Annotated in this window: 15 protein-coding genes; 9 read left to right on the top strand and 6 right to left on the bottom strand. The window is 40.9% G+C overall.

Going from position 1 to position 11,943, the window contains the following annotated elements; all coding sequences use genetic code 11:
* Positions 1–641: 641 nt before the first annotated feature.
* Together J4N24_RS05565 and J4N24_RS05560 are read left to right on the top strand one after the other, a co-directional pair.
* Positions 642–797, top strand: coding sequence for a hypothetical protein (locus J4N24_RS05565; RefSeq protein ID WP_207532672.1), 156 nt, complete (start codon positions 642–644; stop codon positions 795–797).
* Complete coding sequence (locus J4N24_RS05560) at positions 772–996, top strand: response regulator transcription factor (protein WP_207532671.1); 225 nt, start codon at positions 772–774, stop codon at positions 994–996. The genes J4N24_RS05565 and J4N24_RS05560 overlap by 26 nt, the downstream gene beginning before the upstream one ends.
* 5 nt (positions 997–1,001) lie before the next feature.
* On the opposite strand, the gene J4N24_RS05555 is transcribed toward J4N24_RS05560, so the two are convergent.
* The 6 genes from J4N24_RS05555 to J4N24_RS05530 all read right to left on the bottom strand — a co-directional run bounded on the left by J4N24_RS05555 (position 1,002) and on the right by J4N24_RS05530 (position 4,831).
* Complete coding sequence (locus J4N24_RS05555; RefSeq protein WP_207532670.1) at positions 1,002–1,343, bottom strand: response regulator transcription factor; 342 nt, start codon at positions 1,341–1,343, stop codon at positions 1,002–1,004.
* Positions 1,344–1,529: 186 nt separating this feature from the next.
* Complete coding sequence (locus tag J4N24_RS05550) at positions 1,530–1,763, bottom strand: hypothetical protein (RefSeq protein ID WP_207532669.1); 234 nt, start codon at positions 1,761–1,763, stop codon at positions 1,530–1,532.
* A gap of 184 nt (positions 1,764–1,947) precedes the next feature.
* Positions 1,948–2,655 carry an MBL fold metallo-hydrolase gene (locus tag J4N24_RS05545; protein WP_207532668.1) on the bottom strand — a complete coding sequence of 236 codons (708 nt, stop codon included), beginning with the start codon at positions 2,653–2,655 and terminating at the stop codon, positions 1,948–1,950.
* 62 nt (positions 2,656–2,717) lie between these two features.
* A complete protein-coding gene (locus tag J4N24_RS05540) occupies positions 2,718–3,293 on the bottom strand; it encodes a Crp/Fnr family transcriptional regulator (protein WP_207532667.1) in 576 nt (191 codons plus the stop codon).
* Positions 3,294–3,389: 96 nt separating this feature from the next.
* Positions 3,390–4,022: an imm11 family protein gene (locus tag J4N24_RS05535; RefSeq protein ID WP_207532666.1), complete on the bottom strand. Its 633-nt coding sequence runs from the start codon at positions 4,020–4,022 to the stop codon at positions 3,390–3,392.
* Positions 4,023–4,129: 107 nt separating this feature from the next.
* On the bottom strand, positions 4,130–4,831 hold the full coding sequence (locus tag J4N24_RS05530) for an SIMPL domain-containing protein (RefSeq protein WP_207532665.1): 702 nt from the start codon (positions 4,829–4,831) through the stop codon (positions 4,130–4,132).
* A gap of 351 nt (positions 4,832–5,182) precedes the next feature.
* On the opposite strand from J4N24_RS05530, the gene J4N24_RS05525 reads away from it, so the two are divergent.
* The 7 genes from J4N24_RS05525 to J4N24_RS05495 all read left to right on the top strand — a co-directional run bounded on the left by J4N24_RS05525 (position 5,183) and on the right by J4N24_RS05495 (position 11,810).
* Positions 5,183–5,983 carry a hypothetical protein gene (locus J4N24_RS05525; protein ID WP_207532664.1) on the top strand — a complete coding sequence of 267 codons (801 nt, stop codon included), beginning with the start codon at positions 5,183–5,185 and terminating at the stop codon, positions 5,981–5,983.
* A 435-nt stretch (positions 5,984–6,418) separates the two neighbouring features.
* Positions 6,419–7,615 carry an ATP-binding protein gene (locus J4N24_RS05520; protein ID WP_207532663.1) on the top strand — a complete coding sequence of 399 codons (1,197 nt, stop codon included), beginning with the start codon at positions 6,419–6,421 and terminating at the stop codon, positions 7,613–7,615.
* Positions 7,616–7,843: 228 nt separating this feature from the next.
* On the top strand, positions 7,844–8,938 hold the full coding sequence (locus J4N24_RS05515; protein WP_242691520.1) for a sensor histidine kinase: 1,095 nt from the start codon (positions 7,844–7,846) through the stop codon (positions 8,936–8,938).
* A gap of 3 nt (positions 8,939–8,941) precedes the next feature.
* On the top strand, positions 8,942–9,667 hold the full coding sequence (locus J4N24_RS05510; RefSeq protein WP_207532662.1) for a LytR/AlgR family response regulator transcription factor: 726 nt from the start codon (positions 8,942–8,944) through the stop codon (positions 9,665–9,667).
* Between the two features lie 134 nt (positions 9,668–9,801).
* Positions 9,802–10,650, top strand: coding sequence for an AraC family transcriptional regulator (locus tag J4N24_RS25830; RefSeq protein ID WP_207532661.1), 849 nt, complete (start codon positions 9,802–9,804; stop codon positions 10,648–10,650).
* Between the two features lie 96 nt (positions 10,651–10,746).
* The gene (locus J4N24_RS05500; RefSeq protein WP_207532660.1) at positions 10,747–11,415 is read left to right on the top strand and encodes a YceI family protein; all 669 of its coding nucleotides are present in this window, start codon (positions 10,747–10,749) and stop codon (positions 11,413–11,415) included.
* 143 nt (positions 11,416–11,558) lie between these two features.
* Positions 11,559–11,810, top strand: a complete 252-nt coding sequence (locus J4N24_RS05495; RefSeq protein ID WP_207532659.1) for a hypothetical protein — start codon at positions 11,559–11,561, stop codon at positions 11,808–11,810.
* Positions 11,811–11,943 lie beyond the last annotated feature (133 nt).

Genomic DNA, 11,943 nt, shown 5'->3' with positions numbered 1-11,943 from the left:
GGCACCACTTATTTCAGGCCATAAGCAAATTCAACAACTCTTTCTAACAGAAGGGACCTTCCTGAAAAATTTAGGACTAATACGACGGAACTATTCTTTCAGCTGAGTAAAGTGTTCATCGAAGCGACAAGCTATTTTAAGTTTTCGATTTCCCCCACAAATTGGTTTGTGGCGTTAGTAAGGACTCTAGTAGGCTTTTTTACAACTGCTCGATCTCATCCAAAGTCAACCTGGTAATCTCTGCTATCCTTGGTAGAGGTAAGCCTTCCTTCTTTAGATCACGCGCTATCTCAACAGATCTCTTACGCTCTTTAAAGTATCGTTGTCGGCACCGTTGTACTTCTACCAGAATCGCTCCCCCACGTCTATTAAGGGGTCGATAAAGCGAGTATGTTCAATATTCATGCTAGATAGTTTGGGTTAAAAATCAAGGTAGTAAAATCATCATTTTTAAGGTTTTTTTAAGTTTTTCAATTAGAATTAATACTATCTTTACAGCATAATTGTGATAAGGTTTAGGTTGCCCTGCTGCTCTCATAGCTACAGGGCTTTTTTGTGCGCCGGGCACGGCGCACCGCTATAGGGTGAGAGTCCCGAACACGCTTAGACAGCCTTATGAATTATAGCAGCAATTGTATTGTATGATGGGTGAAAACACTGCCGCTTTAAGTATCTCAAGACATAAAATAAGCGGTTTTCTTGTTTATACCGACGATCCGGGCACATTACTTGCTGCAAGAAAGCGAATCATTCGAGCAACGGGAAATGCAATTGAGAAAGAAAGTTTTAGTGGTTGAAGATGAAATAGATATACAGGAAATTATTCGATACCTACTTACGGAATCAGGCTACCAGGTAGGACAATGTCCGAACGCTGAACAGTTTTTAAGCGAATTGCAACACCTTGATCCTGATCTTATCCTTATGGACGTAATGTTGCCGGATGGCAATGGGATGGGGTTGTGCAAGAAAGTAGACCAGAAATTGTCTGCCTAATCTTGCTAGGCTGCAAGATGGTTTTCTACAACCTCCAGCAGGTTATCAATATCGAAAGGTTTTTGAATGACCTCATCTGCGCAGATCTGCTTTACCTCATTGGCCTTAGTATGGGTGGATAAAACAATGACGGGTATATGTTTAATATCCTCAAGAATTTTTAACTGTCTGCAGAGTTCTGTTCCCTCCAAAGTTATTTGAATAACATCCAGAAGGATTAAATCAGGTTTCTCCTCTGCAGCTCCATCTAAGAAAAGTTTTTCAGAAGTAAATCCATTCACCTTATAACCTTCTTCAGTTAAAATGTAGGTCACCGCCTCCAAAATTTCCTGGTTCTTTTCAAACACAAATACCCTCTTCACGCTATTTAAATCCCCTTTTATAATTTATGCGAAGATAAGAAGAAACGATGTTTTTCTGCAATTAAAAATTGTGAAGGGTTTTCAGAATTAGTTCATCAAGCTTTTAATCCGATGCCAAAAAAAAGAGACTGAACCTTTGATCCAGTCTCTTTCGCGTATACATAAATTAAACTAGTCCTTTACAACAGTGGTACGTTCAATGGTTCTGTCTGATCCTCTACCATTAAGTAAAGCAAGTATAATAACTAGCAGAACGATACCGCCCACAATATACATCCAGGGAAAAGAACCTCCACCTGAATCATGGTTAACATTTAGATCTACATTTGCATCTACTGCTTTTTCCTGTGCAAAAGCCATCACATTCATGAAAGCCAATGCTAATGCTGTATTTAACTTTTTCATAACAGTGTGTTTTCCTTAACATTACAGAAACCTTGCCAGATTGGTCTTACAGCTAAAGAGGCTTTGGTAATAGCCTCAGAATGTACTTATAACTGTACAGAAAGTCTCTCACTCACTCGCAAAATCATGAAGTAAAAGGAAATTTCGAATTGTTCTTGATCCTGAATAGCTAGGACCAAGCTTCCTAAATCATTTCCAGGTAACGCTGAAGCCCTGCTCTTTTAACCGGATGGCCATGTCCCAGGTAAAAAGTGTGCGTGTTGAGGGAAAGTACTTTCCGTATACTATCTTTCACCTGCTGCAAATCATCATGAAAAGGAGGATGTTTCATCCGCGAACTAAAAGCGATTCCCCCGAGCAGTATTCCTGAAGAAGCCAGGTCCATGATAATCGCACTTCCATCATTCAGAATAATAGATAAAGAACCAGGTGTATGGCCAGGAGTATGAATTACTTTTCCTTTTATTCCAAACGGAGCAAGGTCATATTCTTCTCCGTCAGTAAGCGTTATATCAGCCCGGCATGGATGCGCTTTATCATGTAAAAGCTTGGGTTTTAGGGTGTAATTCCAGATCTTATGATTAGCCTTTAAGGTATCAGGAAGACTCATTCCGGTTTCCAAGGCTGCTTTATCTCCCTCGTGAATTAAAATAGGGACCTTCAATATTTCCTGCAGCTCTTTTACGCTGCCGAAGTGATCGATATGTCCGTGAGTAATGATAATTAAGCCGATTTCTTCCTTTGAAATACCTCTGGCCTCTAATTGTCTTAAAATCCTTCCTTCACTGCCCGGAACACCTGTGTCAACAAGGATGTGCTTATCTTGTCCCTTTATAAGGAAGCAGTTTATCATACCAAATGGAAATATGGATAGCTGAATAATTTGTTGCATTTGACGTAACTTAAACAGCCTGCAAAGTGCTTATTCAAACCCGCTCTCCTACTTGATAAATGTTAGGAAAATATCTTCTTTCGGATCCTGCTGAGTGACTCAGGTTTAACACCAATATAGGATGCGATATATTGAACGGGAACATTTTGAACCATCTCGGGCTGTTCCGACAAGATTTTAAGATAGCGATCCTCAGCCGACAATATCTGCATGTCTTTTGTTCGTTGCTGATATTGCAAAATGGTGTTCTCATTGAGCTTTCTGCAGAAGGAGGTCCAGAAGCTACTTTCCTTATGTAGCTTTTCATAATCTTGCTTGTTTACAGATAGGATCTTGCAGTCGGAAATACATCTGATCGTTTCGGTGGAAACCGAACCTTGAACAAAGCTTTCGAAACAGGTGATCAGATGATTTGTAGTGGCAAGTTGTGTTATGATCCTATGATCATCCTGCTCAGTGAATGCTACCAGGAATCCTTCTACTACGAAATACAATTTTTCCACAGGTTGATGCTGAGCCTCGAGCACAGTGTTCCTCGTAAAGCTTTCATACTTAAAACACTCTGTGATCAGAGAAATATCTTGCTCAGGAAGGGGGTGTAAACCGGATAAATACCTTAACAGCGGGCTCAACTTCATGTAGATCTTAGCGAATAGATTCGGTAATAAACACCTTTTGTATTGCTTGTTGGGCATCTCATATTCCTGGCTTCATTTTAGAATTTCATTCCTGCGCTAAAGTATTTCAAAGGTAATTCCGGTGAAATTCGATTCTTCTATAGCATCCTTGGCTTTTTGAGAAAAGAAAAAACTACTACTTACCCTATCTATATATATGATATTATCAATTGTGTTATCGAGTAGCACTAGCTTCTCCACACAAACAAACTTAGGATACTCAACTGAATTCAATGCTTTAACATAATCATCGCTACTTTTTAGTTCTAATGGTTTGGAAACTGTCCCATTCTCATCTCTTCGTTTTAATGAGATAAGGCTACGGTCAAAATCAATTAGGTGATAATCAGGTGTGTATCCATTCATTAACCAATATCTTGTTTTTCCTTTTTTAGTAACAACTTGGGCTGGGAGAAATTGAATTCCTTCTTCTCTTAAGGTAAGAATTAGGTCCTTTAGCTTTGTGCTTACTATGGGCTTGGAAATAGGAGAAGATGATATTAAATCCGTAAGACGGGCTTTAGGGTGCAAAATAGAATCAGGAATATAGGCACTTTCGTCAAGTTTCCCTTCTAAATTCCATAAATGTCTAGGATCATCGATTGATAATTCGCTTACCATCCTTTGGGATTGAGGGAAAGTGGTTCCAATCTCTTTTCCAACCGAAAATTTTAATTGATAAAAAATCATACTATTGGTATAATCTTGACTAGTGGCGAGTTAAAAAGTTTTTATGTAAGGGTTAGAATTTACGATGTATACACTCGGAGTCAATTATCTCCATGGTACAGTCGAAATTACTTCAGTATGAATTTTACGTTGATTGTTGATTCAATTTTTATCTTCTCGAATTCGATCTTTGGTGCTTCGTACTTTTGTTTTGTTGCGTACCCGCTTACTGCAACTCCATAAATTCTTCCTTGTAGTGGTTGATTAAACCCAGGGTTAATTTCCAAGATTTGAATAGCGCTTCCCACTGTTTGATTCAAAGGTTTGGTTAATGCTTTTGCCCGCACTTTTGCGTTTTCTACCGCTCTAGCCCTGCAGATATTTTGAAGGTTTTCCAGATCAGTATGATCAACCTTGCTAATAGAGGTGTTTGAGATCCCCATATCTTCTAGTGCTATAAATACTTTGCTGGCGGTTGGTGCGTCACTAACTTTTAGTAGGTATTCCTTCGATTTGACCACATCTTTCTGTTTCAACAGGTAGAATTTATAATTGCTGATCATATCACTGGTACTAAGCTCTGTTTCAGTCTTAATACCAATGGCTTTCAATCCGTTGACCATTTTGCTTTCTAACTCTTCAATTGAAACCTTGTCCTTCGTATCCTTTTCCGAGATGTTAATCTTAATGTAGATTTCATTCGGGGTAATTAATGTATCAGCATAGCCATTAACTTCTACATAGGGCTGGTCGATAAAACTTTTGTTTTGAGAGAATGCTGCCGAACTCATCATTAATAGCAGTCCGGTGATTGCATGAAGTTTACGCATGGTTGTTTAAGGTTTGATATGGTAACTTTAATCAGTTATCTTAAATATATGATGTTGCTGCATAGATACAAAAGATTGCTGTTATTTAAAAGATGCCCTCATTCTTGGTTGTAGGTGAAGCTGTAGCGGTCCTACGACCGTAAGCATACAGTTCTAAGCGACGGTCCTATAGAATTGGGCTACAGCAATAGCATTGGCCTTGTTCTCATCCTTGGATACCCTGAAGTTTTCCAGTAGCGAAATAACATAAACCTCACTGATGGCTGGTTAAGCAATAAAAATCCATTAACCCTGACGGTAGGATTGCCAATTTTGAGCAGGAGATAGTATATTAGATCAGGATACCTTCAAATGAAAAGCATACAGATCTTGTTGATTATAAGTCTTTTGTCGATCAACTTTTCCTACTGTCAGAGGAAAACCTTAACAATTATTGGAACAGTTCATTTTCCCTCCCGGAATTTTAATGCAGATACTTTGTTTAAGATTCTGGAGAATACAAAGCCTGATATTGTTCTGCTGGAACTGGATAGTGCTTTATTTTCAAGAACCTTTGACAAGGATTTCAAATTGAAGTATCAATCAAAGGAAAATGAGCCTGTAGCTACCTCCAAGTATATCCACATGCACCCTCTAACTAAAGCGGGCTATTTTGATTTCCCTAACCGGGACTATTATCGAAATCAGAGAGGTATTAAACAGGCCGAAATTAATGCAGACCAATTGTTGGATAGTTTATATAGGATCAAGGTGTTGACTAAGCGCCAGGCCGCAATAGTAAAGAAATTCTATGCTCTTACAGAAGAATTGAACTCCTACGTAGAACGACCTCTGACAGATTTTAACAATTCCAAAACCGATCGATTAGCTAAGAGAAGGCAGTTCTATCAACATCATAAAATAAGAAAGGTTATTAACGAATGCCAGGAATTTTCAGAAAGAACTGTTAAAACCAATTCTGGCCTTATAGTAAGTTTGAAGGAGGCTTATGGAAGTTTATGTGATTTTTGGGATTTACGAAATAAGACTATGTCGGCTAATATCCTGAACGTTTGTCACCAAAATCCCGGAAAGAAGGTAGTGGTTCTAACAGGTTTTTTTCATCGCTACTACCTGATCAAGGAAATACAAGGGAAGGATAGGAGGTTGTAAGTTACACGCTGCTAAGTTGCCTGTCCGTTTACATTGGTAAAACATCCTGAGGCTATCATTCAAATGAATGAATGCGTACTTCTTATAAAATATAATAGCTGTACTATCACTTTCCCTCAACTTGTGTTCGAAAATAAGTGTGGTAAAGGTAATAATATTAGGTCTGAGCGGGACGCTCAGACCAGTAGAGGGTGTGGAAGGTAATAATATTAGGTATGAGCGGGACGCTCAGACCAGCACCCTGAATCGTGTTCGCAATTTATTAGGGGTCTCCTTACTAATCTCACTACTGATCTTACCTAAATCTTCTCTATCCTCCATTAAATTATGAAAAGCGTTCAGTATTAAAGGAAAGCCTTGGTTAAAGGATGGGTAGGGGAGGAGTGTTTCTTTTGTGAAACGATTTTTGCTATTTTTTGTATCTTTGATGGTACAATGCAATCGCTTTACAGTAAATATCGGCGTGTTTTAGGGTCTGTTTCAACTGCTTTCAAGAGAAGTCTGAGCGAATCTATCAATTGGAGTTCTCGTGCTATTTGCATCGAGGGCGCAAGAGGGACTGGAAAGTCAACGCTTATGCTTCAGTATATCAAGGAAAGTTTGCCTGCCGATAAAACCCTATACGTTTCTCTGGATGATCTCTATTTTAAACAACATCCTCTAACAGAAGTAGCAGAGACATTTTACAATGAAGGCGGCAGGCACCTTTTTCTGGACGAGGTTCATAAATACGAAGACTGGCAGTCTGCTATAAAAAATATCTATGACTTTTTTCCGGAGCTTCAGCTAGTTATTTCGGGATCGTCTATTCTGGAACTTCAAAAGTCGCAGGCCGATTTAAGTCGCAGGCTTGTCCGCTATTATCTTCCCGAGCTTTCCCTTAGGGAATATATCGCCTTAAGGTATTCCACTAAAACTGAAAAAATAAGCTTGGGAGACCTCCTTTCCAATTCAGGAAATTTGGCTGATCATTTAATTCAAACGGTTCCTTCGCCGCTTAAATACTTCAAAGAATATCTGTCGTACGGCTCCTATCCATTTATTATGGAAGGAGAGGGCGAATATCTCGCTAAAATAAATCAGCTCATAAATGTTATTATTGATTACGATCTGCCGGAAGCTAAAGCGATTGAAGTTAGTACACAAGCAAAGCTAAAGCGTTTACTCTATATCATTTCAACCTGCGTTCCGTATAAACCAAATATTTCTAAGCTTGCGGAACAAATTGGAACTTCCAGGGTGCGACTACTAGAAATGCTTTATATCCTGGAGCAGGCACAACTCATAAATAGCTTGAGATCCTCAGTACATGGCATAAGTTTAATGAATAAGCCGGAAAAGATCTTTCTTGAAAATAATAGTTTGATAACGGCTTTAGCAGAAGGAGTACCAGACACGGGCAATCAAAGAGAAACTTTTTTCTTATCCCAGTTACGAAACAGCGGTGCACAGGTAACTTATCCAGACCTGGGAGATTTTAAAGTGAACGACCAGTATTTATTTGAAGTTGGAGGAAAGAACAAAACCAGCAAACAGGTTAAAAACATTCCCAACTCTTTCCTTGCATTAGATGACATAGAATACGGCTACGGTAATACTATTCCCTTATGGATGTTCGGATTCCTTTATTAGTACCAAGTGAGTTTGGTGCCGTCAACGGACTACACTTTACTGGTCTGAGCGAGACGCTCAGACCAGTAAAGTGTGGAACGTTTGATGCTTACTTCCTGGTCGTAGGTTAAGCGATAGCGGTCCTACGACCAATAAGGACCTGAACTGCTGGTGTTTCGCTTCGTCGATAGACACCAGGATTTGTCGATGGATTGCTTTTTCCAGGACACCAAGGGATTTTTATATTTGATGGAAACTAAATTCGAAACCCCCTCCATGAAAGAGTCTATCCTCAGGCATACTGGCTTTTGGTTGATCGCTATTTTAGTCCTGACCTGGATCTATGGAACTGCTTTCGATAATTTTCAACTGGGCTTTGAGGTTATCCTGATGCTTATCCCGGTACATATGCTCTATTTCTATACCGTGGCTTACTGGGTAATTCCCCGCTACTTTTTCAGGCAGCAATATATCCTTACCTTCTTTGCATGCCTGCTAAGCGCTTTTATGGCGGCTGTCGTTTATCGTCTCAATGAGATCCTGATTTCAGATCCATACATCTTCCGGGTTTTAAGTGCAACCGAAAAGAATTTTACCTGGTCTAAACTCGATGGAAGCTTTTCTGAACAGCTTCTAAATCCCCACGACTTTGTTAATGCGGTAGAAAGATGCAATGTGATTGTCTGGCTTGGCGTCTCATTAAAGTTTATTAAAATGTGGTTTGAAAGAAGGCAGGCGGCTTTGCAGGCCGAGCTTAATTTTCTTAAGGGACAGATCCATCCACACTTTCTTTTCAATACCTTAAATAATCTTTACGCCTTGTCGCTTCAGCAGTCTAAGCAAGTCCCCGGAATTGTACTGGGCCTGTCTTCTATTCTGAGGTATATTCTGTACGAGGGCAATTCAGAAGAGGTGTCGCTAAAGCGGGATATCGAGATCCTGGAGAGCTATATCGCTTTGGAAAAGATCAGGTATGAGGAGCGACTGGACCTGAATTTTAATCTTATTGGAGAGGTGAATGAGCAAAAGATCGTTCCTTTGCTGATGTTACCCCTGGTAGAGAATGCCTTTAAGCATGGTGTTAGTGAGACTGTTGATGCTCCCTGGATAAACATAGAGCTACTGGTGGAGGGGAACAATTTATCCTTCAAGGTTAGCAATAGTAAGCCGCCTGGGGTTGCCAATTCAGCAAGAAAGGATTTTGAAAAAGTGGGTTTGAGTAACGTTAGGAAAAGGCTTGAGTTATTGTACCCTGGCAGATATTTTTTGGACCTTTTGGATGAGGAAGAGCTGTATATTGCGGTCCTTAAAGTTGAAATTGGCCATCCTGCCTATATCGTTTAATCTATGGCTATCAAATGTTTAATTGTAGATGATGAACCTCATGCCATCGAAGTTATTGAGCGATACCTGGAAAATTTTCCGGAAGTGCTGATTGCAGGTACCAGTCACAATGCGCTCAGGGCTGCTGAAGTCATTAAGTCTGGTGGTATTGATCTTGTCTTCATGGACATTAAGATGCCTGGACTGCTGGGTACAGAATTTATTAAAGGCCTTGCGGATCCGCCAAAGGTGATCTTTACGACCGCGTACCAGGAGTATGCCTTGGAGGGTTTTGATCTGGGAGCAGTAGATTATCTCTTGAAACCCATCCCTTTTGACCGTTTTGTTAAAGCAATGAACAGAGTTGGGGATAGCTTTGGACTGGGTTCTAACCTGCCAGCGACTACTGCCCCCCTGCCTGAGCCGGCATTGAACCGGGAGCAGTTTTTGTACTTACGCGTGAAGCGGGAAAATTTGAAAGTGAAGACTTCTGATATCTTATGGATTGAGAGTGTGAAAGACTATATCAGGGTGGTGGTGAATGACCGGGAGCTGATATCAAAATACAAGATCAGTGTGGTAGAACAACTACTGCCCACGATGGATTTTGTGCGAATTCACCGTTCTTTCATTGTTTCCCTGGACAAGATCGAATCATTCCACCCGAGCTACGTAAAGGTTGTGGGGAAGGAACTTCCGATAGGGCGTAACTACAAACAGAATTGCTATAAACGTTTCCTCAATGCCTGAACCTTAGCTTGTTCTAAGCCTCAACGTTTATCCTCTAAATTTGCTTTCTATCGACAAAAACAGCCCTACGTCGACTGAACTTGCCTGGTAGTAGCAGGGTTTTAAATTCGTGTTCCTGATTAAAATTCGATCACGTGAACACTGCCAAAATCTATCTGCCTAAAGGCTCACTGTCGGCCTACATTGACCATTATATGATGGTCGATATTGATTGGAATGCCGAAACTTTACTATCTGATGTCTGGAGGCTTATTCCTTTCGGACAGATTTCGATACTCTTTCTTTATGGAGACCCACATCATTACAGCTTGCGAAATGCGGAGGAGGAAATGAGGGTCACACCTCGCTCTTTTGTGGTGGGGCAGCTACGTAACCCAATTTGGTTGAAGTTTCAGGGGCACACCCGACTTACGAAAGTACAATTTAAGCCTGCTGGTATCCAACGGATCATGGCTTATCAAATGGATGAGTTGACTGACCTCCCTTGTATTGCCCTGGAAGATATTTGGGGTAAGCAGGCTAATGAGGTGCCTGAAAGTTTGCATGAGGCTGAAGATGATTTAGCCCGGGTGAAGATCCTGGATAAGTTCTTCATCGGTAAGCTTCTGCCAAAATCGCCTCAGGAAGCTTATGTGGAGCATACCCTGTCTCAGTTATATCAAAGTACGGGCAATTACCGGCTGGCAGATCTGGAGCAGCAGCTGGGAATTACGGGACGACAGCTCGAACGTATTTTCAGGGCTAAGGTGGGTTTATCACCTAAAGAGATTGGACGCTTCATTCGTCTCAATACCGCCTTTTCCCGGCTTAACAAGGATCCTGATCTTTCGCTCTCCAAACTTGCTTATGAACTTGGTTATTTTGACCCGGCTCATTTCTCCAAAGATTTTACCAGTCTGACGGGACTTAGTCCTTCGCGTTTGAAAAAGAAGTCGACTGCTGAATTCTATGTTACTCATGGTAAATGCTTCGCCAATCTCTAGCGCTTGTTGTGATGTTAGCGAAACCGGGGCATGTCGGTTTTTTACAAAAGATTTTCTCCCCAACGGCCCAACTTTGCAGGAAAGATATCGGAGAATATGAAAGATAACATTGAGATCGCTTTAGAAGCGAGCAGTACTTACAGGCAAATTATTATGAAAATTAAATATCTATCTGCGCCAGTACTGGCGCTTACACTACTATTGTCTTGTCAGAAAGACGAGAATGCAACTACCACCTACTCCGTTAAGGAGGATGCCTCAAAGGTTGAATGGAAAGGAAGTGCTACCGATCATTTTCATGTTGGATCATTCGGGGTAAAGGGCGACTTGAAAACGGATGGGAAGGGCGTGCTTAGTGCTGGTGACTTTCGCATTCCTATCGCAAGTATCAAGAACTACGACCTTCCCGAGGGGCCGCGGGAAGAATTGCTTGACCATTTGAAAAGTCCTGATTTCTTTAACCTCGCCCTGCATCCTGAGGCCAGCTTTCATATTACTTCAGTAAAACCGTACAATGGAGGTACACCTTCAGCTGTCGAGGGTGCTAACTATGAAGTGACCGGAGATTTTTCAATGATCGGACAGACCCATCAAATCAGTTTTCCTGCAAAGATCACCAACGATGAGGCGGGGCTTCATACGCATGCATTTTTAAAGATTAACCGTTTGAACTGGGGAATGACCAGCTATAACGATCCGGCACAAGCGCTCTATATATTACCTGAGGTTGAGATTATTCTTAGTATAAACGCGGTTAAAGATTAGGATTTTCAGGCTACTCAACTGATTTATTAATTAAAGATAGAGATGAAGAAATATGTAAGTATGCTGCTGGTGCATGGAATTATTCTGAAACATCTCCTGGTGCTTTTGACCTTAAAGCTGTTGGGATCCGCACTGGAAACTTTGTGTTTGGTCCGATGCCGGTTCCTGGTAGTGTTTATCTCGTAGCTGATGTGGGGAGTGGACGTGGCTTCGTAAGTGGAACCTGGTGCACTGGTGTGTATCGACAGATGACGGGAGAAATGACCATTACATCGGTTAAAGGCTATTTTACCGGAGCACTCGAAGGAACACTTACGGAAAGAGAGAACGGTTGGGGAATATGTTCTTCTCTAACCAAAAAGGTAAAGGCTTCCTTCAGTTATAAATTACCGTAGTCAAATCTGTTCTTCATGGGCTAAAACGGGAAATCCTTTTTTACCCCTCATTACTGGTCGTAGGTTCAGCCATTTCTGGTCGCGAGGATGCTAGGACCAGTTTGCGGGTGGGGGTATTAGGTCTGAGCGAGAC

It is taken from the genome of Desertivirga arenae, assembly GCF_017355785.1.
Classification (GTDB): domain Bacteria; phylum Bacteroidota; class Bacteroidia; order Sphingobacteriales; family Sphingobacteriaceae; genus Desertivirga; species Desertivirga arenae.
The sequence above is the reverse complement of the archived record's forward strand: the minus strand, read 5'-3'. Positions and strand labels throughout refer to the sequence as shown.

Excerpts from the sequence above, each read along its gene's own strand:
- J4N24_RS05565 (WP_207532672.1), top strand. The coding sequence starts at position 642 with ATGATGGGTGAAAACACTGCCGCTTTAAGTATCTCAAGACATAAAATA.
- J4N24_RS05550 (WP_207532669.1), bottom strand. The coding sequence starts at position 1,763 with ATGAAAAAGTTAAATACAGCATTAGCATTGGCTTTCATGAATGTGATG.
- J4N24_RS05545 (WP_207532668.1), bottom strand. The coding sequence starts at position 2,655 with ATGCAACAAATTATTCAGCTATCCATATTTCCATTTGGTATGATAAAC.
- J4N24_RS05540 (WP_207532667.1), bottom strand. The coding sequence starts at position 3,293 with ATGAAGTTGAGCCCGCTGTTAAGGTATTTATCCGGTTTACACCCCCTT.
- J4N24_RS05535 (WP_207532666.1), bottom strand. The coding sequence starts at position 4,022 with ATGATTTTTTATCAATTAAAATTTTCGGTTGGAAAAGAGATTGGAACC.
- J4N24_RS05530 (WP_207532665.1), bottom strand. The coding sequence starts at position 4,831 with ATGCGTAAACTTCATGCAATCACCGGACTGCTATTAATGATGAGTTCG.
- J4N24_RS05525 (WP_207532664.1), top strand. The coding sequence starts at position 5,183 with ATGAAAAGCATACAGATCTTGTTGATTATAAGTCTTTTGTCGATCAAC.
- J4N24_RS05520 (WP_207532663.1), top strand. The coding sequence starts at position 6,419 with ATGCAATCGCTTTACAGTAAATATCGGCGTGTTTTAGGGTCTGTTTCA.
- J4N24_RS05515 (WP_242691520.1), top strand. The coding sequence starts at position 7,844 with ATGGAAACTAAATTCGAAACCCCCTCCATGAAAGAGTCTATCCTCAGG.
- J4N24_RS05510 (WP_207532662.1), top strand. The coding sequence starts at position 8,942 with ATGGCTATCAAATGTTTAATTGTAGATGATGAACCTCATGCCATCGAA.
- J4N24_RS05500 (WP_207532660.1), top strand. The coding sequence starts at position 10,747 with ATGAAAGATAACATTGAGATCGCTTTAGAAGCGAGCAGTACTTACAGG.